At 59.0% G+C, this 21,744-nt stretch carries 18 protein-coding genes; 8 read left to right on the forward strand and 10 right to left on the reverse strand.

Translation table 11 applies throughout. From position 1 onward, the window contains the following. The first annotated feature begins 129 nt into the window (after positions 1-129). The 4 genes from AC1MEW_RS05980 to AC1MEW_RS05995 all read left to right on the forward strand — a co-directional run bounded on the left by AC1MEW_RS05980 (position 130) and on the right by AC1MEW_RS05995 (position 7,405). Entirely contained in the window at positions 130-1,935 is a 1,806-nt protein-coding gene (locus AC1MEW_RS05980) for a phenylacyl-CoA dehydrogenase (protein WP_480425680.1), read from the forward strand. Positions 1,936-2,198: 263 nt separating this feature from the next. Further along, complete coding sequence (locus tag AC1MEW_RS05985) at positions 2,199-3,485, forward strand: GGDEF domain-containing protein (protein WP_201198281.1); 1,287 nt, start codon at positions 2,199-2,201, stop codon at positions 3,483-3,485. Positions 3,486-3,575: 90 nt separating this feature from the next. Then, positions 3,576-5,372, forward strand: a complete 1,797-nt coding sequence (locus tag AC1MEW_RS05990) for an acyl-CoA dehydrogenase C-terminal domain-containing protein (RefSeq protein WP_201198280.1) — start codon at positions 3,576-3,578, stop codon at positions 5,370-5,372. A gap of 254 nt (positions 5,373-5,626) precedes the next feature. Further along, a complete protein-coding gene (locus AC1MEW_RS05995; RefSeq protein WP_201198279.1) occupies positions 5,627-7,405 on the forward strand; it encodes an acyl-CoA dehydrogenase C-terminal domain-containing protein in 1,779 nt (592 codons plus the stop codon). A 227-nt stretch (positions 7,406-7,632) separates the two neighbouring features. Here the strand turns inward: AC1MEW_RS05995 and AC1MEW_RS06000 are convergent, their stop codons facing one another. Next, positions 7,633-8,562, reverse strand: coding sequence for a LysR family transcriptional regulator (locus AC1MEW_RS06000; protein ID WP_201198278.1), 930 nt, complete (start codon positions 8,560-8,562; stop codon positions 7,633-7,635). A gap of 169 nt (positions 8,563-8,731) precedes the next feature. Here AC1MEW_RS06000 and AC1MEW_RS06005 point away from each other — a divergent pair, with 169 nt between their 5' ends. From AC1MEW_RS06005 to AC1MEW_RS06020, 4 genes are all read left to right on the forward strand, one after another. Continuing rightward, complete coding sequence (locus AC1MEW_RS06005; RefSeq protein ID WP_322269822.1) at positions 8,732-10,015, forward strand: aspartate aminotransferase family protein; 1,284 nt, start codon at positions 8,732-8,734, stop codon at positions 10,013-10,015. Positions 10,016-10,268: 253 nt separating this feature from the next. Further along, positions 10,269-10,625 carry a type II toxin-antitoxin system RelE/ParE family toxin gene (locus AC1MEW_RS06010; RefSeq protein ID WP_480427190.1) on the forward strand — a complete coding sequence of 119 codons (357 nt, stop codon included), beginning with the start codon at positions 10,269-10,271 and terminating at the stop codon, positions 10,623-10,625. Continuing rightward, complete coding sequence (locus AC1MEW_RS06015) at positions 10,618-10,938, forward strand: helix-turn-helix domain-containing protein (RefSeq protein WP_201256692.1); 321 nt, start codon at positions 10,618-10,620, stop codon at positions 10,936-10,938. Before AC1MEW_RS06010 ends, AC1MEW_RS06015 begins: the two co-directional genes overlap by 8 nt. Before the next feature lie 84 nt (positions 10,939-11,022). Beyond that, positions 11,023-11,181: a YqaE/Pmp3 family membrane protein gene (locus AC1MEW_RS06020; protein WP_007904205.1), complete on the forward strand. Its 159-nt coding sequence runs from the start codon at positions 11,023-11,025 to the stop codon at positions 11,179-11,181. Between the two features lie 152 nt (positions 11,182-11,333). Here AC1MEW_RS06020 and AC1MEW_RS06025 read toward each other — a convergent pair whose 3' ends face one another. The 9 genes from AC1MEW_RS06025 to AC1MEW_RS06065 all read right to left on the reverse strand — a co-directional run bounded on the left by AC1MEW_RS06025 (position 11,334) and on the right by AC1MEW_RS06065 (position 21,601). Then, positions 11,334-13,160: a S9 family peptidase gene (locus AC1MEW_RS06025; RefSeq protein WP_480425686.1), complete on the reverse strand. Its 1,827-nt coding sequence runs from the start codon at positions 13,158-13,160 to the stop codon at positions 11,334-11,336. Then, positions 13,126-14,268: a pyrroloquinoline quinone biosynthesis protein PqqE gene (gene pqqE, locus AC1MEW_RS06030; RefSeq protein ID WP_201205046.1), complete on the reverse strand. Its 1,143-nt coding sequence runs from the start codon at positions 14,266-14,268 to the stop codon at positions 13,126-13,128. The genes AC1MEW_RS06025 and pqqE overlap by 35 nt, the downstream gene beginning before the upstream one ends. A gap of 4 nt (positions 14,269-14,272) precedes the next feature. Beyond that, positions 14,273-14,548, reverse strand: a complete 276-nt coding sequence (gene pqqD / locus AC1MEW_RS06035) for a pyrroloquinoline quinone biosynthesis peptide chaperone PqqD (RefSeq protein ID WP_201189793.1) — start codon at positions 14,546-14,548, stop codon at positions 14,273-14,275. Next, the gene (gene pqqC / locus AC1MEW_RS06040) at positions 14,545-15,297 is read right to left on the reverse strand and encodes a pyrroloquinoline-quinone synthase PqqC (protein ID WP_054044160.1); all 753 of its coding nucleotides are present in this window, start codon (positions 15,295-15,297) and stop codon (positions 14,545-14,547) included. The genes pqqD and pqqC overlap by 4 nt, the downstream gene beginning before the upstream one ends. Before the next feature lie 125 nt (positions 15,298-15,422). Continuing rightward, the gene (gene pqqB / locus AC1MEW_RS06045; RefSeq protein WP_201198274.1) at positions 15,423-16,334 is read right to left on the reverse strand and encodes a pyrroloquinoline quinone biosynthesis protein PqqB; all 912 of its coding nucleotides are present in this window, start codon (positions 16,332-16,334) and stop codon (positions 15,423-15,425) included. A 73-nt stretch (positions 16,335-16,407) separates the two neighbouring features. Next, the gene (gene pqqA / locus AC1MEW_RS06050; protein ID WP_009045898.1) at positions 16,408-16,482 is read right to left on the reverse strand and encodes a pyrroloquinoline quinone precursor peptide PqqA; all 75 of its coding nucleotides are present in this window, start codon (positions 16,480-16,482) and stop codon (positions 16,408-16,410) included. A gap of 157 nt (positions 16,483-16,639) precedes the next feature. Further along, positions 16,640-19,063: a pyrroloquinoline quinone biosynthesis protein PqqF gene (pqqF, locus tag AC1MEW_RS06055; protein ID WP_480425689.1), complete on the reverse strand. Its 2,424-nt coding sequence runs from the start codon at positions 19,061-19,063 to the stop codon at positions 16,640-16,642. A 48-nt stretch (positions 19,064-19,111) separates the two neighbouring features. After that, the gene (locus AC1MEW_RS06060; protein WP_480425690.1) at positions 19,112-19,906 is read right to left on the reverse strand and encodes a carbon-nitrogen hydrolase family protein; all 795 of its coding nucleotides are present in this window, start codon (positions 19,904-19,906) and stop codon (positions 19,112-19,114) included. 12 nt (positions 19,907-19,918) lie between these two features. Next, positions 19,919-21,601 (reverse strand): flavin monoamine oxidase family protein, encoded by a 1,683-nt coding sequence (locus AC1MEW_RS06065; RefSeq protein WP_480425691.1) that lies wholly within the window; start codon positions 21,599-21,601, stop codon positions 19,919-19,921. Between the last annotated feature and the right edge of the window lie 143 nt (positions 21,602-21,744).

The following is a 21,744-nucleotide window of genomic DNA, read 5'->3' on the forward strand; positions in this document are numbered from 1 at the left end:
TGACGAATGGCAAAAGATCGATGCTTGACAAGATTTGGGCGTAAACGTATGTTTCAAACAACTGTTTGACCGTCACAACAAATCAACACGGTCGTTCATTCCCGGTTACATCAGCAGAGGTTTATCGCTATGCCTGACTACAAGGCCCCCTTGCGTGATATTCGCTTCGTTCGTGACGAACTGCTCGGCTACGAAGCGCACTATCAGAGCCTTCCGGCTTGCGCAGACGCCACTCCGGACATGGTTGACGCCATTCTCGAAGAAGGCGCCAAGTTTTGTGAGCAGGTGCTGGCTCCGCTGAACCGCGTGGGTGACACCGAAGGCTGCACCTGGAGCGAGTCCGGCGTTAAAACCCCGACTGGCTTTAAAGAAGCCTACAAACAATTCGTTGAAGGCGGCTGGCCAAGCCTGGCCCACGACGTAGAGCACGGCGGCCAAGGCTTGCCGGAGTCTCTGGGTCTGGCCGTGAGTGAAATGGTTGGCGAAGCCAACTGGTCGTGGGGCATGTACCCAGGCCTGTCGCATGGCGCGATGAACACCATTTCCGAGCACGGTACGCCTGAGCAGCAAGATGCTTACCTGACCAAGCTGGTTTCCGGCGAATGGACCGGTACCATGTGCCTGACCGAACCGCACTGCGGCACCGACCTGGGCATGTTGCGCACCAAGGCCGAACCTCAGGCCGACGGTTCCTACAAAGTCTCCGGCACCAAGATCTTCATCTCGGCCGGTGAACACGACATGGCCGACAACATCGTCCACATCGTGCTGGCACGTCTGCCGGATGCGCCGGCTGGCACCAAAGGCATTTCGCTGTTCATCGTTCCGAAGTTCATGCCGAACGCCGACGGTTCGATCGGCGCTCGCAACGCCGTGACCTGTGGTTCCCTGGAACACAAAATGGGCATCCACGGTAACGCGACCTGCGTGATGAACTTCGACGCGGCCACCGGTTTCCTGATCGGCCCGGCGAACAAAGGCCTGAACTGCATGTTCACCTTTATGAACACCGCTCGCCTGGGTACCGCGCTGCAAGGTCTGGCCCACGCCGAGATCGGCTTCCAGGGCGGCCTGAAATACGCTCGTGATCGTCTGCAAATGCGCTCCCTGACTGGCCCGAAAGCGCCGGAAAAAGCCGCAGACCCGATCATCGTGCACCCAGACGTACGTCGCATGCTGTTGACCATGAAGGCGTTCGCCGAAGGCAACCGCGCGATGGTTTACTTCACCGCCAAGCAAGTCGACATCGTCAAATACGGCGTGGACGAAGAAGAGAAGAAGAAGGCTGACGCACTGTTGGCCTTCATGACTCCGATCGCCAAAGCCTTCATGACTGAAGTCGGTTTTGAATCCGCCAACCACGGCGTGCAAATCTACGGTGGTCACGGTTTCATCGCCGAGTGGGGCATGGAGCAGAACGTTCGCGACAGCCGCATTTCGATGCTGTACGAAGGCACCACCGGTATCCAGGCACTCGACCTGTTGGGCCGCAAAGTGCTGATGACTCAAGGCGAGGCTTTGAAAGGCTTCACCAAGATCGTCCACAAGTTCTGCCAGATCAACGAAGGCAACGAAGCGGTCAAAGAGTTCGTCGAGCCATTGGCTGCGCTGAACAAAGAATGGGGCGAGCTGACCATGAAGGTTGGTATGGCGGCCATGAAAGACCGTGAAGAAGTCGGCGCCGCGTCGGTGGACTACCTGATGTACTCCGGTTACGCCTGCCTGGCCTACTTCTGGGCTGACATGGCGCGTCTGGCTGCCGAGAAACTGGCTGCCGGCACCACCGAAACCGCGTTCTACACCGCCAAGCTGCAGACGGCGCGCTTCTACTTCCAGCGCATCCTGCCGCGTACCCGCACTCACGTTGTGACCATGCTGTCGGGCGCCAACAACCTGATGGACATGAAAGAAGAAGACTTCGCACTGGGTTACTAAACCCCGCGCAGTTCCTTCACAAAGCCGCTGTTCTTTCGAGAGCAGCGGCTTTTTTGTTCCTGGCGAAAATCCGCTGTGCAAGACAGGCCACCCACGATGGATTGTTGGCGTCCCCTCGATAAATATTCCCTACTAAATTGCTAAGAAATCCCCGATTCCTGCCGTTACAGAGGCTGGCGATGTGACATAGATCACCTCTCATGTGCTTAACTGCTCCAGATGCAGGCACAATGCCATCTTTCTGTTGGGTCGGAGCTTTACCCTTGCCGCGTTCTTCCGCTGTACGCTTCAGTCATTTTTTGCCCTCACTACTGCTGTTGCTTGCTGGGCTTTCGGCTGCGTACATAAAGGATCTCAACGTCTTCTTCACTTCGCTGTTCAACGTGTTGCCAACCTTGGTGCTGTTGCTCGGCGGTGCTTATTGCGCGGTTTACCGACGCCAGCGTGAACTGTTTCTGATGGTCACGGTGTACATCGCCTACTTCCTGCTCGACACCCAGACCGACTATTACCGCGATAACGGCAAGGTTCGCGAAGACGCAGCGGTGGTTTTCCATCTCTGTTGTTTGCTGTTGCCGTTGCTGTTCGGCCTGTTCGCGGCGTGGCAGGAACGCACTCACCTGTTTCAGGACATGGTGGCGCGCTTCGCTGTGTTGCTGGCGTTCGGTAGCGTGGCGCTGGGCATTGAGCAAAGTTACCCACAGCCGCTGCTGATGTGGCTCTCGGAAATCCGCTGGCCTGCCTTGCACGGTGCCTGGATGAGCCTGATCCAGTTGTCCTATCCCGTGTTCTTCGCCGCGTTTTTACTGCTGGCCTGGCAATACTGGCGCAACCCGAGGCCCTTGCACGCCGCGCAACTCGTGGGCTTGCTGGGGTTGTTCTGGATGTTGCCGAAAACCTTCATCCTGCCGTTCACCCTGAACATCATGTGCAGTCAGGTCATGCTGATGATTGCGGCGGCGGTGGCACACGAAGCCTATCAAATGGCTTTCCGCGACGAACTCACCGGGCTGCCGGGACGTCGCGCGTTGAACGAGCGCATGCAGCGCTTGGGACGCAATTACGTACTGGCCATGAGCGACGTCGATCACTTCAAGAAATTCAACGACACCCACGGCCACGATGTCGGCGATCAGGTGCTGCGATTGGTTGCCAGCAAACTGTCCAAGATCAGCGGAGGCGGTAGGGCGTATCGCTACGGGGGCGAAGAATTCGCCTTGGTGTTCGCGGGCAAGACGCTCGAAGAGTGCATGCCGCACCTGGAAGTCATCCGCGAGTCGATTGCGTCCTACAACATTCAATTGCGCAATCCGGACCGTCCTCAGGACGACCAGCAAGGTCGCCAGCGTCGAGCCGGCTCCGGTGCGTCGAGTGTGTCGGTTACGGTCAGCATTGGCGTCGCCGAACGCTTGGAGCAGCGTACGCCCGAACAAGTGCTCAAATCCGCTGACGAGGCGCTCTACAGCGCCAAGGGTGCTGGGCGAAACTGCGTGGTGGCATTCGGTCAAAGCCGCCGTGGCGCGGTGCGTATGGACGCTGCTGCGGGTTGAGTGATGATGGCGCATTCAGCGTCTGGACTGTGATTGTGAGGCGTGGTGCGCGGCAGTAGGTTTGAGGTATCTGCTGCCGGAGAAACGACCATGCCTGAGTACAAAGCTCCCCTGCGCGACATGCGCTTTCTGATCGACCACGTCTTCGACTTTCACAGCAACTACGCCGCGCTCGGCGCTACCGACGCCAGCCCGGACATGGTCAATGCGATCCTCGAAGAAGGCGCGAAATTTTGTGAAAACGTTCTCGCACCGCTGAATCGCAGCGGTGATGAAGAAGGCTGCCATTTCGACAACGGCGTGGTGACAACGCCTACAGGCTTCAAGCAAGCCTTCGCACAATACGTGGAAGGTGGCTGGCATGGTCTGGCGGCCGATCCAACTTACGGCGGCCAGGGTTTGCCGAGCTCACTGGGCCTAGTCATCAGCGAGATGGTCGGCTCCAGCAACACCTCTTGGGGCATGTACCCCGGCCTGACCCACGGCGCAATGTCGGCGATCCACGCCCATGGCACCGAAGCGCAAAAACAGACTTACTTGAGCAAACTCACTGCCGGCCAATGGACCGGCACCATGTGCCTGACCGAAGCCCATTGCGGCACCGACCTGGGCATCATCAAGACCCGCGCGTTGCCCCAGGCTGATGGCAGTTACGCGATCTCCGGCAGCAAGATTTTCATCTCCGCCGGCGAACACGACATGAGCGACAACATCATTCATTTAGTGCTGGCCAAACTGCCGGATGCACCGGCCGGGACCAAGGGCATTTCGCTGTTCATCGTTCCCAAATTCCTACCCGATGCCGAAGGTGAAGCGGGCGAGCGCAACGGCGTTTCCTGCGGCTCCATCGAACACAAAATGGGCATCAAGGCCTCAGCCACCTGCGTGCTCAATTTTGACGATGCAAAGGGATTCTTGATCGGTGAAGCGAACAAAGGCCTGAATTGCATGTTCACCATGATGAACCACGCGCGCCTGGGCACCGGCATGCAGGGCTTATGTCTGGGCGAGGCGAGCTTCCAGGGCGCGATCAAGTACGCCAACGATCGCTTGCAAATGCGCTCGCTGACCGGCCCGAAAGCCCCGGAAAAACCTGCCGACCCGATCATCGTCCATCCCGATGTGCGCCGGATGTTACTGACCATGAAGGCCTTCAACGAAGGCAACCGGGCGCTGACCTACTTCACCGCGCAGTTGTTGGATGCCGCGCATTTGAGCGCGGATGAAACGGCGCGGCAGGATGCAGAAGATCTGTTGGCATTCCTGACGCCGATCTGCAAAGCCTTCATGACCGATACCGGCCTGGAAGTGACCAACCACGGCATGCAGGTGTTTGGCGGCCACGGCTTTATCCGCGAGTGGGGTATGGAGCAATTGGTTCGCGACTGCCGGATTGCGCCGATCTACGAAGGTACCAACGGCATTCAGGCGTTGGACTTGCTGGGACGTAAAGTCCTCGGCAGCCAGGGCAAACTGCTGCGTGGCTTTACCAAGATCGTCCACAAGTTCTGCGCGGCAAACGCGGAGCATCCACAGCTCGGCAGCTTTGTGGCACAGCTCAATGGTTTGAATCAGCAGTGGGGCGAGGTGACGACTAAAATCGGCATGGCCGCGATGAAAAATCCGGATGAAGTCGGCGCTGCGTCGGTGGATTACTTGATGTACAGCGGTTACATCATCCTCGGCTATCTATGGCTGCGCATGGCGCTGGTGGCTCAGGCGCAGTTGGGCGCGGGCAGCGGCGATGCCGATTATTGCCAGGGCAAACTGGCGACCTGCGAGTTCTACTTCAAGCGATTGCTGCCGCGAACTGCCGCTCATCGGGCGGCGATCGAGGCGGGGAGTGATTGCCTGATGAAGCTGCCGGCGGAGTTGTTTGCGCTTTGACGAGCGCGCTTTAAAAGCATCGCGGGTAAGCCTTGCTCCTACACGTCCAATGTTGTTTCGCGAAGTTTGCGCACGGACCTGTAGGAGCGAGGCTTGCCCGCGAATGCGTTTGGCAGGCACAAGAACTCAGTGACTAAAAATTACAAATCGGTCACGTGCTGACCCTATGTGTCGTAAAAGTTGTTGGGTTACACTCGGACCCAACGAAAGCACCATTCCTACGAATCACCCGTTTAGATCTTGCGAGGTTTGCCATGGCTGACTACAAAGCGCCCCTGCGCGATATGCGCTTCGTCCTCAATGAAGTTTTCGAGGTCGCCAAACTCTGGGCCGAGCTGCCGGCGCTGGCGGATACCGTCGATGCTGAAACCGTCGAAGCCATTCTCGAAGAAGCCGGCAAGGTCACCAGCAAAAGCATCGCGCCCCTGAGCCGAGCGGCGGACGAAGAAGGCTGCCATTGGGCGGACGGTGCCGTCACCACACCGGCAGGTTTCCCACAGGCTTATCAGACTTATGCCGAAGGCGGTTGGGTCGGTGTCGGTGGCGATCCGGCCTACGGCGGCATGGGCATGCCCAAGGCTGTTTCGGCCCAGGTCGAAGAAATGGTCAACTCCGCCAGCCTGTCGTTTGGCTTGTACCCGATGCTGACGGCCGGCGCCTGCCTGTCGATCAACGCCCACGCCAGCGAAGAGCTGAAAGCCGCCTACCTGCCGAACATGTATGCCGGCGTCTGGGCCGGTTCGATGTGCCTGACCGAACCGCACGCTGGTACGGACCTGGGGATTATCCGCACCAAGGCCGAGCCTCAGGCCGACGGTTCCTACAAAGTCAGTGGCACCAAGATCTTCATCACCGGCGGCGAACACGACCTTACCGAGAACATCATTCACCTGGTGCTGGCCAAACTGCCGGACGCACCGGCGGGGCCGAAAGGCATTTCGCTGTTCCTGGTGCCGAAGTTCATGGTCAATGCCGATGGCAGCCTGGGTGCGCGCAACCCGGCCAACTGCGGTTCGATTGAACACAAAATGGGCATCCAGGCGTCCGCGACCTGCGTGATGAACTTCGACGAGGCCGTGGGTTACCTGGTCGGTGAGCCGAACAAAGGCCTGGCGGCGATGTTCACCATGATGAACTACGAGCGTCTGGGTGTGGGTATCCAGGGCCTGGCCACTGGCGAGCGCTCTTACCAGAACGCCGTTGAATATGCCCGCGACCGCCTGCAAAGCCGTTCGCCGACTGGCGCGCAGAACAAAGACAAAGTGGCTGACCCGATCATTGTCCACCCGGACGTGCGTCGCATGCTGCTGACCATGAAAGCCTCGAACGAAGGCGGCCGTGCCTTCTCCACCTATGTGGCGATGCAACTGGACACCGCCAAGTTCAGCGAAGACCCTACGACCCGCAAACGTGCGGAAGACCTGGTGGCGTTGCTGACGCCGGTAGCCAAGGCATTCCTGACCGATCTGGGCCTGGAAACCACCGTGCATGGCCAGCAAGTTTTCGGCGGCCACGGTTACATACGTGAGTGGGGCCAGGAACAACTGGTTCGCGACGTACGCATCACCCAGATCTACGAAGGCACCAATGGGATTCAGGCGCTGGACCTTGTAGGTCGCAAGATCGTCGGCACTGGCGGGGCGTTCTACAACCTGTTCGCGGATGAGATTCGTCACTTCACCGAGACAGCCAGTGCTGACCTGGCTGAGTTCACCAAGCCGTTGAACGACGCGGTGAGCACCCTTGATGAGCTGACTTCGTGGGTACTGGACCGGGCGAAAAACAACCCGAATGAAATCGGCGCGGCGTCGGTCGAATATCTGCAAGCATTCGGCTACGTTGCCTACGCCTACATGTGGGCATTGATGGCCAAGGCCGCTTTCGGCAAAGAAGCGCAGGACGAGTTCTACGCGAGCAAACTCGGCACCGCGCGATTCTATTTCGCCCGTCTGCTGCCGCGGATTCACTCGTTGAGCGCGTCGGTGAAGGCCGGTAGCGAGTCGCTGTTCCTGCTGGACGCATCGCAGTTCTGACCCTGTAACGTCATGTAAGCAATCTCTTACATGACGTACTGCTGTTTTCCCATATGCGCCGATTGGATCCAGAGCTAATCTACTTCACATGGACGTCGCGCAGGAAGCGCAAAGTAACAACACGGACACGTAGGATTCTGCCAGGACGGCGGAGTGAAATGGATGTCAGGGAAACAGTCTGCAAAGCCCCGCTTCGGCGGGGTTTTCTTTTGCCTGCAGAAAAGTATTCAGCTCATCACATCCAGTGGCGCCGGGCCGTTCAAGCGGTCATCGGGCCCATTCAGCACTTCTTCCAGCAACGTGCGCAGTAACGCCAGCGAGGCTTGTTGCCGTTGCACATCCCGGCACACCAACCCGACTTTCAGCGGCACTCGCGGCTCGGTCAGTGGTTTCCACAGCAGTTCATTATTGCCGAGCGCCTTTTGCGAGCGCCCGGGCAGAACAGTTGCCAGCCGCGTGTGGGGCAAGCTGTCGAGAATCCCCGCCATGTTGTTCAGTTCGGCCTGCACCTGCGGGCGTCGGCCAAGGCTGGCCAATTGCGTCTGCCAGATCTGCCGCAACTGAAACTCTTCGCCCAATAACAGCATCGGTAATTCCGCGGCCTGACTCATGGAGACCTTCTTGAATTCGCGCAACGGATGATCCGCCGGGATGACAAGCGTCAGTTCATCTTCGTACAGCATCACGCCGTGCAATCCTGGCTGGCGAGGCGGCAGGTAGCTGATTCCGATGTCCAGGGAACCGTTGAGCAACCGCCGTTCGATCTCAAGTCCGGTCAGTTCATAGATCTGCACCACCAGATGCGGCTGCGCCTTGCGCACCCGTTCGAGCATCTGCGGCACCAGGCTGGTGTGGACGGTCTGCAACACGCCAATCGCCAAGGTGCGCAGCGCCTGACCCTTGAAATTGCCCAGCGCTTCCCGCGCCCGTTGCAGGCCATCGAGCAACGGCAGCGCGTGGTTGTACAACGTGTGTGCCGCCAGGGTCGGCAGCAAGCGTTTGCTGCTGCGCTCGAACAGGCTCACATCGAGGTTCTGTTCGAGGTGGCGGATCTGCTGCGACAGCGCCGGTTGTGAGATGGACAGTCGCTCGGCAGCCCGGCCCACATGGCCTTCTTCGTAGACCGCGACGAAATAACGCAGTTGCTTGAAATCCATAAGTAATACTTATCGAAAATGCTGTGAAATCGAAATGGCTCAGCGCCGTGCCTGCGCCTAGTCTAACCGCATTCACAAGGCTTACAGGGCCGGAAAGCACGATGAATACCGTTTGCATCGATGGTGTTTGCATAGGAAAGACGAAAAACCTAAAGCGAGGTTTTTTGAGATGAATTTGTTTAATTTGCGGCGCAGCCCTCCCAGTCTGGATGATCTGGTCATGGACACCGTGCAGCCATCGCACCGTGACAACCTGTCCAGCGAATGCCTGATGCCCAGCGTCGAGCGGCCACAGCAGATTTTTGTGCGTGGGCAAGGTTCGTGGTTGTGGGATAGCGATGATCGCGCTTATCTGGATTTCACCCAGGGTGGTGGGGCCAACAGCCTGGGGCACAGCCCGTCAGTGCTGGTCAACGCGATTTCGGATCAGGCCCGGACGCTGATCAACCCCGGTTTCGGCCTGCATAACCGCGCCATGCTCAACCTCGCCGAACGGCTTTGCGCCAGTACTGGCAGCGATCAGGCCTACCTGCTCAACAGTGGCAGCGAAGCCTGCGACGCGGCGATCAAGTTGGCACGCAAATGGGGTCAGCTGCATCGCGGCGGCGCTTCGCGGATCATCGTTGCCAACAAGGGCTGCCATGGCCGTAGTCTCGGGACGATTTCGGCTTCGGACAGTTCTAACCTGACCAATCGATTTGAGCCGCAGCTACCGGGCTTCAGCCACGTCCCGTTCAATGACCTTCCAGCGTTGCATGCAGCCGTAGACGCTCGGACCGTGGCGATCATGCTCGAGCCGATCCAGAGTGAAGCCGGGGTGATTCCGGCCGTCGAGCATTACCTCAAGGGTGTTGAACGGTTGTGTCGTGAACTGGGCATCCTGCTGATCCTCGACGAAGTCCAGACCGGGATCGGCCGTTGCGGCACCTTGCTCGCGGAACAATCCTACGGCGTGCGGGCCGATATCGTTGTGCTCGGCAAAGGCTTGGGCGGTGGCGTGCCGTTGGCGGCATTGCTTGCCCGAGGCAAGGCCTGTTGTTTCGACATCGGTGAAATGATCGGCACCCACCACGGCAATGCACTGATGACCGCTGCCGGCCTGGCCGTTCTTGATAGCGTGCAGGACAAAGGCTTTCTCGAACATGTACAGAAAACCGGTCAGTACCTTGGCGAAGGTCTTGGGCGCTTGGCTAATCGCTACGGCCACGGCGAACTGCGCGGGCAAGGGCTGTTTTGGGGACTGACACTGTCGGACGATTCAGCCGACGCGGTCGTCAAAGCAGCACACCATGAAGGCTTGCTGCTCAACGCCCCACAACCCGATTGCCTGCGCTTCACCCCGGCGCTCACCGTCAGCAAAGCCAACATCGACGAAATGCTCCTACGCCTGGCTCGCGCTTTTTCCCGGGTACGCACCGCGCAACTGCAGTGCCGCAAAGGGATTGCCGTCTGATCAGACTCGCCCTACACGAATTACCGAACCGTCTCGCGGTATAACGCATCGCCCCACGCCTGATTCTTTTGGCGTGGGGCGTTTTTTTGTCTCTGCGTTTTGCCAAAGGTGATTTGGTGCTTGAGCGATGGCTGGATCGGTGGCTTTTTAGAGCGCGTCGGCAAGGACTGCCGCCGCCAGTGAAACAATATTGTTGAAGAACTGGTTTTGAAATCTATACCACTGAGTGGTATGTTTTTTGGAAGGGAAACCGATGTCGCCGAGGTTATTCAAAGCTAAAGGTTTTGCGATACAGGCTGGTAAAGCTTGGATCAGTGATGAGGAGCTACGGGAGGCCTTCATCGAGATGCTCGATGGCCAAGCAGTCAATCTCGGTGGCAGGGTGTGGAAAAAACGTTTGAATTCAAATCGCCATCGATCGCTTGTCTTGGCAAAAGGTGGGCGTTACTGGGTCTATCAGGTGCTGTTTGCCAAACAGGATCGAAGTAATATCAGTTCGGCGGAGCTGATTGAATTGCGCACGCTGGCGAAGACCTACGCGGAACTCACAGATATGCAAGTCCGGCGCTTGGTGGATACGAAGGAGTTTGTGGAGATACCCCATGAGTAAAAAATACAAAAGTGAAGTTTTTGAATCGATACACGAATCGGCCAGTGCCTTATTTGCCATCGGCGCAATCAGCAAGGCGACGATGCGCGAATTTGATGAGTCCTGCCTTGCAACCGTACCGGACGCGATCCCGGCAGAGCAGATCAAAGCGCTTCGGGAGCGCAACAACGTCAGCCAGCCAGTGTTTGCGCGTTATCTGAACACCAGCGCCTCGACGGTCAAGCAATGGGAGGCGGGAGACAAGCACCCCAGCGGCATGGCGCTCAAGTTGCTGAGCATTGTTCAGAAATACGGTCTTGAGATACTGGCCTGAAGAACTGCACTGAACCCTGACGAACGGCGCAGGTCGATTGGTTGTGTGGCTCATGCGAGCCAACTTCAAATCAGGAGCTGCCCCATGGATTTCATTCGAATCATCATCGCCATTCTGTTGCCGCCCCTGGGTGTGTTTCTGCAAGTCGGTTTCGCCGGGGCGTTCTGGCTGAATATTCTGCTGACGCTGTGCGGTTATATTCCGGGGATCGTGCATGCGGTGTACATCATTGCCAAGCGTTGAGTTTCGCGGTGTCAGATAGATCGCTTTCGCGAGCAAGCCCGCTCCCACAGTAGATCTTCAGCGAACACAGCGTTTGTGTTCGCCGCCGATCAAATGTGGGAGCGGGCTTGCTCGCGAATGAGGCGCCACTATTTCCGCACGAAGCGCTGACTTCAGTCCGCCAACGCCATCACCCGCCGATAAAACACCCACTCCTGCTCCAGCGCATGCGCCTGATTACCCGCCTTGCGAAACCCATGACGTTCGTCTGCGTAGTAATGGGCTTCAACCAGAATGCCGTTGTCCTGCAACGCCGTGACCATGTCCCGGGTTTGCTGCGGCACCACCACGGCATCCAGTTCACCCTGAAAGAAAATCACTGGCACGGCGATGTTACTCGCGTGCAATAACGGCGTTCGGGCGGCATAACGCTCGGCATCCTGCAGCGGATCGCCGATCAACCAATCCAGATAGTCGCCCTCGAACTTGTGAGTCGCTTTGCCCAATGCAACGGGATCGCTGACGCCATACAGGCTGGCGCCGGCGCGGAAGACTTTGTGAAAGGCGAGCGCGCACAGCGTGGTGTAACCGCCAGCACTGCCGCCGCGAATGAATGCATTGTCGCCGTCGATCAGCCCGCGTTCGGCGAGATAAGCGACCACTGCGCAAGCATCCTCCACATCCACATCACCCCAACTCAAATGCAGTGCCTGGCGATAATCCCGGCCATAGCCGCTGCTGCCGCGATAGTTGAGATCGGCCACGGCAAAGCCCCGTTGCGCCCAGTACTGGATGCGTGGGTCGAGCATCGGGTAGCAGGCCGACGTCGGGCCGCCGTGGATGAACACCACCAGCGCAGGTTTCGCCTCTCCTGTCATTGCCGGGTAGAAGAAACCATGAGCCTCGCCCGAACCGCTCGGGTAGCGCAGGGTTTGCGGGCGGCTGATCTTTTCGGCAGGCAACGGTGCGATGCCGCCGGCCAGTACATTGACCTGTCGGGTGTTGCGGTCGATGGCAATGACTGCCGAAGCCGTAACCGGCGAGGCTGCGATGCAGTAAATGAACTGTTCATCGAATGCGAGACTTCGGAAGCGGCTGTAATCCCCGGTGAAATCCTCAGGTGCTTCGCCGCAAAGGCCCAAACGGCCAAATCCGTCTTCGGTCCAACTGGCCAGATACGTGTTGTCGTTCAACGGTAACCAGGTGCAGCCGCCCAATTGCCATGGTGCGGGGCCGTGATCGGCCGCGGCGCTCGGCAATGGCGTCAGACCCTCGGTAGATTCCACCCACGGTTGCCAAAATCCGTCGCGATCGGTCAAGCAATACAAGCGACCGTTGGCGTCGAACCGAGGTTGCTGCACAGACTCTGGAGCCCTACCACCCGCTACACAACGCGGCTGACCAAAACCGCTCTCGTCCTGGCGTTCTGCAACCATCAGACGAGTCGTTGTCCATGGCTGATCCGGCCGGCTCCACTCGATCCAGGCCAGACGTCGAGCATCCGCACTCAGGGTCGGCGAGGCGTAAAAGTCCGCGCCTTCAGCCAGCAAATGACGCACACCGTCCGCCAGGTCGATGGCCACCAGCCGATGCTGATCGCGATGTTCTTCAACCGCCAGAATTTGCCCATTGGCGAACTGCAGATCGCCATAACGGCACTCGTCCGACGTCATCACTTCAGGCGTCTCGCCCTTCAGCGATTGCCGATACAGCTGCTGGTCCGCCTCGTTGACGAAAACAATCCCGTCATCCGTCAGACAAAACGCTCCGCCGCCATATTCGTACACCCGACTGCGCACACTGAACCCCGGCGGCGTCAGACATTTCGCCTGACCGTCACGCCAGTGCCAGATCCGGCAGGCTGCATCCTGGGGACGGTACTCGTTCCAGAACAGGCCCTGTTTGCCCAGTTGTAGTTCGGCGAAGTCGATACCGGCCGTGACGGCTTTGGCGGCGCTGAAAGGCTCAGCCTTTAGCGATAAGTCGTGAGTTTCGTTCATTGCGAAAGGCCAGTTGTTCGATGGTCTGGGTCGCGTGCTCGGCTTCTTCGCGGGCCTTGAGAATCACGCCGTGATGTTCCGACTTGCTGCACACCGGGTCGGCATTGCTCGCGTCACCGGTCAACATGAAGGCCTGGCAACGGCAGCCGCCGAAGTCCTTTTCTTTCTCATCGCAGGAGCGGCACGGCTCGGGCATCCAGTCATAACCACGAAAGCGATTAAAGCCAAACGAGTCGTACCAGATGTGCTGCATGCTGTGGTCGCGTACGTTCGGAAATTGCACCGGCATCTGTCGGGCTCCGTGACAGGGCAGGGCAGTTCCGTCCGGGGTCACTGTCAGAAAAATACTGCCCCAGCCATTCATGCAGGCTTTCGGACGTTCTTCGTAGTAGTCCGGGGTGACAAAAATCAGTTTGCACGGATGCCCTTCGGCTTCCAGTTTGGCGCGGTATTCGTTGGTGATGCGTTCAGCGCGGACCAGTTGTTCCTTGGTCGGCAGTAGGCCGACCCGATTGAGCTGCGCCCAACCGTAGAACTGGCAAGTGGCGAGTTCGACGAAGTCGGCCTCCAGGGCGATGCACAGCTCGATGATCCGGTCGATCTTGTCGATGTTGTGCCGATGGGTGACGAAGTTCAGCACCATCGGATAGCCGTGGGCCTTTACCGCGCGGGCCATTTCGAGCTTTTGCGCGAAGGCTTTTTTCGAGCCGGCCAACAGGTTGTTGACCTGCTCGTCACTGGCCTGAAAGCTGATCTGGATGTGGTCCAGGCCAGCCTTCTTGAAGTCGCTGATTTTCTGCTCGGTCAGGCCAATGCCCGAGGTAATCAGGTTGGTGTAGAAACCCAACTTACGCGCTTCGGCGATCAACTCGGCGAGGTCCTGGCGTACCAGCGGTTCACCGCCGGAGAAACCCAACTGCGCCGCGCCCATCTCCCGCGCTTCGCGAAAGACCTTGATCCACTGCTCGGTGCTGAGTTCTTTGCCCTGTTCGGCGAAATCCAGCGGATTGGAGCAGTACGGGCATTGCAGCGGGCAGCGATAGGTCAGCTCGGCCAGCAGCCACAGCGGCAGGCCGATTTCCGGTTTGGGCGGTAACTTGTCCGACACAGAGTCAGGCAAGTTCGATCCAGTGCTGAGCACGGGCGACCTCCATGAATTGCTCGATGTCTTCACCGAGTTCGGGCACGCCAGGGAACTGCGCGTCGAGTGCGGCAATGATCGCGGCCACGTCACGCTGGCCGTCGATCAAACCGCCAATCAGCGCGGCGCTTTCATTGAGTTTGATCATGCCTTCCGGGTACAGCAGCACGTGGCCTTTCTGCGCCGGTTCGTACTGGTAACGGTAGCCGGTACGCCAGGTCGGGGTTTTGCTGCGATCGAAACTCATAAGGTGATTCCTTTATGCCAGACCCGCTGCTCGGTCACGCTGTGATACGGCGGGCGATTCAGCTCGTAGGCCATGGTCATGGCATCGAGCATGCTCCAAAGAATGTCCAGTTTGAACTGGAGAATTTCCAGCATGCGCTCCTGGCCTTCCCGGGTGGTGTAGTGCTGCAAGGTGATCGCCAGACCGTGCTCGACATCGCGACGGGCCTGACCCAGGCGCGTGCGGAAATACTCGTAACCGGTCGGGTCGATCCACGGGTAATGCTGCGGCCAACTGTCCAGGCGCGATTGGTGGATCTGCGGCGCGAACAGCTCGGTCAGCGAACTGCTGGCGGCTTCCTGCCAACTGGCCCGACGGGCGAAATTGACGTAGGCGTCCACGGCAAAACGTACGCCGGGTAGCACCAACTCTTGGGAGCGTAACTGATCCGGGTCGAGGCCAACGGCTTGGCCCAATCGCAGCCAGGCTTCGATGCCGCCGTCTTCGCCGGGGGCGCCGTCGTGGTCGAGCAGGCGCTGAATCCATTCGCGACGAATTTCGCGGTCCGGGCAGTTGGCGAGGATCGCGGCGTCTTTTAGCGGGATGTTCACCTGGTAGTAGAAGCGGTTGGCGACCCAGCCCTGGATCTGCTCGCGGGTCGCCCGGCCTTCGTACATCGCCACGTGATAGGGGTGGTAGATGTGGTAGTAGGCGCCCTTTGCACGCAGGGCGGCTTCGAATTCGGTGGGGGACATTGCGGTGTCAGTCATTTCGGTTCTCCGGGTAGGACCGGTGGTTCTTTGGTGTCTGGTCTGACGCCTTCGCGAGCAAGCCCGCTCCCACATTGGAATGCGGTTCCCTGTGGGAGCGGGCTTGCCCGCGAAGGGGCCATTAGCTACAACACAATACTCATGCCGTCATAAGCCACTTCAACCTCACGCCGCGCCAACTCCGCGCGCTGCGGCGAATCCTCGTCGAGAATCGGGTTGGTGTTGTTGATGTGGATAAGCACTTTGCGCTGTTTGGGCAGTTGTTCCAGCACTTCCAGCATGCCGCCGGGGCCGTTCTGCGCCAGGTGACCCATTTCCCGACCGGTGCGGGTGCCGACGCCACGGCGCTGCATTTCATCGTCATCCCACATCGTGCCGTCCACCAGCAGGCAATCGCTGCCGGCCATGATCTCCAGCAACGGCGCGTCGACTTTGCCCAGACCCGGTGCGTAGAACAGTTTGCCGCCGGTGCTGATGTCTTCGACGATCAGGCCGATGTTGTCGCCCGGGTGCGGGTCGAAGCGGTGCGGCGAGTAGGGCGGCGCTGCGCTGCGCAGTGGCAGCGGGGTGAAGCGCAGATTTGGGCAGGCCGGGACGGTGAAACTCTGGTCGAGTTCGATGCGGTTCCAGTTCAGCCCGCCGTTCCAGTGGGTCAGCATGGTGAACAGCGGAAAACCGCTGCTCAGGTCTTCGTGGACCATGTCGGTGCACCAGACTTGATGCGGGCAACCTTCGCGCAGGCTGAGCAGGCCGGTGGTGTGGTCGATCTGGCTGTCCATCAGGATGATCGCGCTGATCCCAGTATCACGCAGGGCGCGGCCCGGTTGCATCGGGGCGAAGCTCTGGAGCTGGGCGCGGATGTCCGGCGAGGCATTGCACAGCACCCAGTTCACGCCGTCATCGGAAATCGCGATGGACGATTGGGTCCGCGCCTTGGCATTCAGGCTGCCGTCGCGAAAACCTGCGCAGTTCACGCAGTTGCAATTCCACTGCGGGAAACCACCGCCAGCGGCGGAACCTAGAATCTGGACAAACATGGCCGCTCCATCATTTTGAAAACTGAAAATAAAAACGCCTCGGCAGACCGAGGCGTTGCACAACGATACAAACTTAGCGGCTTGCGAAGTACATGGTGACTTCAAAGCCGATACGCAGGTCGGTGTAAGCAGGTTTGGACCAGGACATGGAAATGCTCCTTTCAGGTGGATGGGACAGTTGAGACCTATACATATAGTCCATCTCCTGCCGGAGATGTTCAGATAGTTAGGCGGCTATGTTACTCAAAATTACAGAGCCGTTGCCCGTGAAACTTTGAGAAAGCTAATTGCAGCGTCGGTAATGATCATTTTGCCACTTGCCAAGGTGCGCCCGGACAAGCCTCGCTGGCCAGGCAGCGCCAGCCACCTTCGGCGTTATTCAGGTGTTGGGCGGCGGCGAGCAGCTCGCTTCGGTCGGTCCCCAGAATCGCCTCGGACAGTTGCGTCAGGTATTCCGACGAGTGGCCAGCAAGCTTGCCCTGCCACAGCAGTTCGGCGGCTTGGGCGGTGGGCAAAGTGGCGCTGTCGAATTGATCGGCAAGGGCCTGGCGTTGCGCGAGGTAAGTCGCGTCATCGGTGCTTTGGATTTGCTCTGCCAATCCGCGCAGGAAGTGTTCGATGTGTTCCAGCAAATCAGCAGCAGCGACATTCGGTGATTGCACGCCAAACAGCATACCGGTCTGGCCGTTTATCTGGCGCAGTCCGCTGAACACCGCATAACCCAGTTGCAGCTCGACCCGCAGGCGTTGGTAGAACGGTGTCTGGCTCAGGTGTGCGAGTAGACGCCAGGCGGCTTCGTCAGCGATTTCCTGTGTGGCTGTCGGACAGAAGAGCAGCAGCGCGTGTTCGCTGGACCCGGTTTCGATGGTGTTCCACAGATGCTGTGAGTTGATCGATGGCGCAGGTGTCAGTTGATTGTCCGCAGTGCCGGGGATTCGGCTCAAGGCAACGCCCATGGCTGCTTGTGTCTGGGCGGACAGGCCGACTGCCAAGCCATCCCAGCGTGCGCTCGACCAGAGTTGTTGCAGGTCGGCTGATACGGTGGAGTGTTCAAGGCAATGTTCCGGCAGCGCTTTGAGTAGCTGCCGAATCGGCATCAACGCAGGTTCGATGTGTGGGAAATCGGCACCAGGATTTGTCAGCGCCGTTAGCGCATGTTCGAGGACCGTCGGCATCGGCTCTTGCAGGCCGGTCATCTTCAGTAGCCATTCATTGCCCGTTGCGCTGAAGGAAAAATCGACACCGGCCTGGCGGGCGTCCTCGCGCAATGGCTTGAGGCTGTTTTCCATGCTCGATTGCAGGCGGCTGTCCGGCGCCAGGTCCAGGCGCCAGCGCAGGTAAATGTCGCCCTCATCAGTATTGCCCGGCAACGCTTGGCTGAACTGCATCGACGAACGTTCGCGACGACCGCGGGAGCGATCCTGGGCAAAGGTGCGCAGACCTCGGTGGGCGCTGGTCTGGCCGCGGATCAGCCCGGCATTGGTGGCGGGTGCCTCTGAGCGCAAAAACGGGTTGGGTGACGGCAGTTGCCATTGGCCGGTGAAGTTATCCACAGCGCCGATTTGCCTCAGGGCTTCCTTGAGGGCTGCAACGCCTTGTTCGGATAAACCGATTTCAAGCTGTTCGCTGTCACGCCGGGCCAGTTGCAACGCGCTGCTGACTTGCTGCTGGCGTAGCAGCAGGGCCGCGTACTCTTTGCGTAACTCGCTCCAGTCTTGTTGAGTGGCAAAGAATCCCAGCCAATCCATCAGTTGTTCACGGATCGCCGCGGGCGTTGCATTGGCGAGCAATTTGAACTCGATATGCAGCATGGCTTGTCCGGCGAACTCGTATAACGGCGCGGCTTTCAGGCTGTCGGCCAAACCGCTACTTTGCAGCTTGGCGAGCAGGCCGCCGGGCTTTGCGGCGTTCAACCAATGACACAGGAATGCCAACGCCTCGGGTGACGACTCAGGCAGCGCTTCGAAGGTGAACAGCAGATCCAGCCGACGTTCACCGACCTGTTGATAACTATTGTCCGAAGAGTCCATCAGAGGAGTCGGCGCTTGCTGTAGGGCTTTTTCACCCCGAGCAATCACAGCACCGAACGCCTCTGCCATTGCCTTCAGCTCATCAAGACTCTGCGGGCCAGCCAGGCTCAACGTCATCTGCCCGGTTTGATAAAACCGCTGATAGAAGTCTTTCAGCGCCTGCTGAAACTCAGGCTGCGGCACCGGCAGACTGTCTCGGTTACCCGCGTGGAATCCCGTTAGCGGGTGAGCCTTGGATAGCCCATCGAACAGCGCCAGTTGCTGCTGCGCCGTCCCGTCCTCGGACCACGCGACAAACTCTGCCTGCAACACTTCCCGTTCCCGCAATTGATCGTCCAGATTCATACGCGGGTGGGCGAGCATGTCTGACAGACGCTCCAGCCCACCGGCAAATGCCTGTGGCGACAATTCAAAAAAGAAATCGGTGGTGCGCTCACTGGTTCGTGCATTCACCTGCCCGCCATGACCCTGAACGTAGGCCATCAGCCCTTGGCCGGTAGGAAAACGCTCGGTTTCCAGAAACAGCAGGTGCTCAAGAAAATGCGCCAATCCGGGCCAGGCCAGAGGCACATCATGACTGCCGGCAGCCACCCGCAACGCCGCCGCGCTGCGCTTCAATTCGGGGGCATGACGCAGCATCACCCGCAGGCCGTTAGCCAGGGTTTCAGTGTGGGGGCGGGGGTGATTCAGCGCAGGCATGAGCACTTCCAATACAGAGAAGCGCTAATGCTAGCGGATAACGGGGACTCAGCGCTTGTTCAGCTCACTGTAAAGCTCGGGGCGGCGATCAAGGAGATAACGATTGGCGGCGCGGGAATCGACCATCAACTGCCTATCCAATTCACCAACAATCAGCGCTTCATCCAGACCCGCCTGGGCGATACGGCTGCCATCCGGCGCGGCGATGCTGCTTTGGCCGCAATAATGGATATCGCCTTCGTGGCCGCAGTAGTTGGCATAAGCCACATAACACTGGTTTTCAAAGGCTCGCGCGCGGACGGTGACGTCAGCGACGAAATCGAAGGGAATCATGTTCGCCGTTGGCACCAGAATCAGCTCGGCGCCGGCCAGGGCCAGACGCCGGGCGTTTTCCGGGAACTCCATGTCGTAGCAAATCAGGAAGCCAAGCTTCCAGCCATTGAGCTCGACCAGCGGGAAATCATCCCCGCCGGCGCTGAACATCGAGTTGTCGAGGTCGCCGAACAGGTGCGTTTTGCGGTAATTGCACAGGCGTTCGCCATGGGCGTCGATCAACTGCACCGAGTTGTAGATCTGGCCGTCTTCGGTGCGTTCGGGATAGCCATACAAAATGGCGATCCCCGCTGTTTTGGAAATGCGCGCGACCTGCTGCGCCGACTCACCGTTGTGCACCTCCGCGAGGACGTTCACCGCATCGACGCCGATGTTGTAGCCGGTCAGGAACATCTCCGGCAGCACCAGCAAGTCTGCGCCTTTGGCCTCCAGCGCCAGTTGATACAAGCGTTGCAGATTGCCTGCGACGTCCAGGGGCAGTGGTGGGCATTGGTAAAGGGCTACGCGCATTTCGGATTCCTCTTACTCGGGCAGGGCGATCGGACCGATCTCGTTAAACACATCTCCTGGACCCGGGTTCTCGGCGTGAGTTTCACCGCCGAAGTGTTTCATGATGCCCCACACCGCGTTGAGCGAGGTCTGCACCGCGCCTTCAACCCAGGCCGGCGTCCACGAAACGTCATCGCCAGCGATGAAAATCCCGCGTTGCTCCGCTGGCATGTCGTCCTGCATGAAGTGCGCGTACATGCGCTGGTTATAGCGATAGTGGCCGGGCAGGGCGCCTTTGAAAGCACCGAGGAAATGCGGGTCGGCTTCCCAGGACACAGTGATCGGGTCGCCGATGATCCGCGCGGCGATGTCGACTTTCGGGTAGATCTTCTTCAACGCATCCAGCGCCAGCTTCACGCGTTTTTCCACCGGTTGTGGAAGCATCTTCAGCGCGTCGCTCATCCACGAGTACGACAGGCAAATCACGCCTGGCTTGTCGTCGCCGTTGTCGAACAGGTAGGTGCCACGGGTCAGGCGATCAGTGAGGGTCATGCTCATCAGGTCCCGGCCGGTTTCCGGATCTTTGTCCTTCCAGAATGGGCGGTCGACCATCACGAAAGTTTTCGACGATTGCATGTAGCGAGTGCGGTCGAGAGCCATCCACATTTTTTGCGAGAACAGGGTTTCATCGCATTCGATCTGGGTGGTCAGCAGCCAGCTCTGGCAGGTGGTCAGTACGGCGGCGTATTCGCGGGTGTCGCCCCAGTTGTCGGTGACGGCAAAACGACCGTCAGCCGCGTGGGCAATTTTCTTCACACCAGTGCGCGGGGCACCGCTGTGCAAGGAACTGAGGCTGGTACCTTCCGGCCAGTGCACGCAACGTTCCGGCACGTGGCGCCAGATGCCCAGTGGCACTTGCTCGACGCCGCCTACTACCAGGTGTTGGTGATCGTCGCAGTTGGTCATTACTACGCGGAAGATTTCCAGCATCGAGTTCGGGAAGTCAGAGTCCCAGCCGCCGGTGCCGAAACCGACCTGGCCAAACACTTCGCGGTGATGGAACGACAATTTGGCGAAGGCTTTGGAGGTGGCGACAAAGTCGTAGAAGGTGCGGTCGTCCCACAGCGGAACCAGGGTGTTCCACAGCTCTTTGAGGCGAGGCACGTCGCGGTCGCGGATCGCTTGCTGGATCTCGCCGAAGCGCGAGCCGTCTTCCAGTGCGTCCGCCCAGGCGTCAGCTACTTCCTGGAACAATGCGGGAAGATCCGACAGCTTCTGTGCGTAATGGGTCTGGCCTTCCAGATCGATCACCGTACTGCCGGACGCGGGCGTCAGCGGGTTCGGGAACGGTTTGGTTTCCAGGCCGAGCTTGTCGACGTAGTGATAAAACGCGGTGGACGACACCGGGAAACGCATGCCACCGAGCTCGGCGATGATGCCTTCGGCGCCGTTGAACGCCTGGGAGCGCAGACGACCGCCCATTTTCGAGGCTTCGTAAACGACTGGCTTCAGGCCCAGCTTCATCAGCTCGTAAGCCGCGACCAAACCGGCGATGCCGCCACCGACGACCGCCACTTCGGCGCCGTGGTTGTGCTCAGGAATACTGCCCAGGCCGGCGGGGTGCTCGATCCAGTCGTCGAAGGCGAACGGAAAGTCCGGGCCGAAAATGGTGACTGGTTTTTTACCGTCTGCAGGATGGCGATTATTCTTGTTCATGGCTGACCTTGCTGGCGACCCGACGCGGGATGCGCGTCTGAGTATAGGAAAAGATGGCAGCCATTCTAGAGAGCGTAGAACACGTTAATAAGACGCAATGTGTCGTCGTTTTGCCAATTATCTGATCAATATGACGATCTAAC

The sequence above is a fragment of the Pseudomonas sp. ASL4 genome (genome assembly GCF_056680395.1).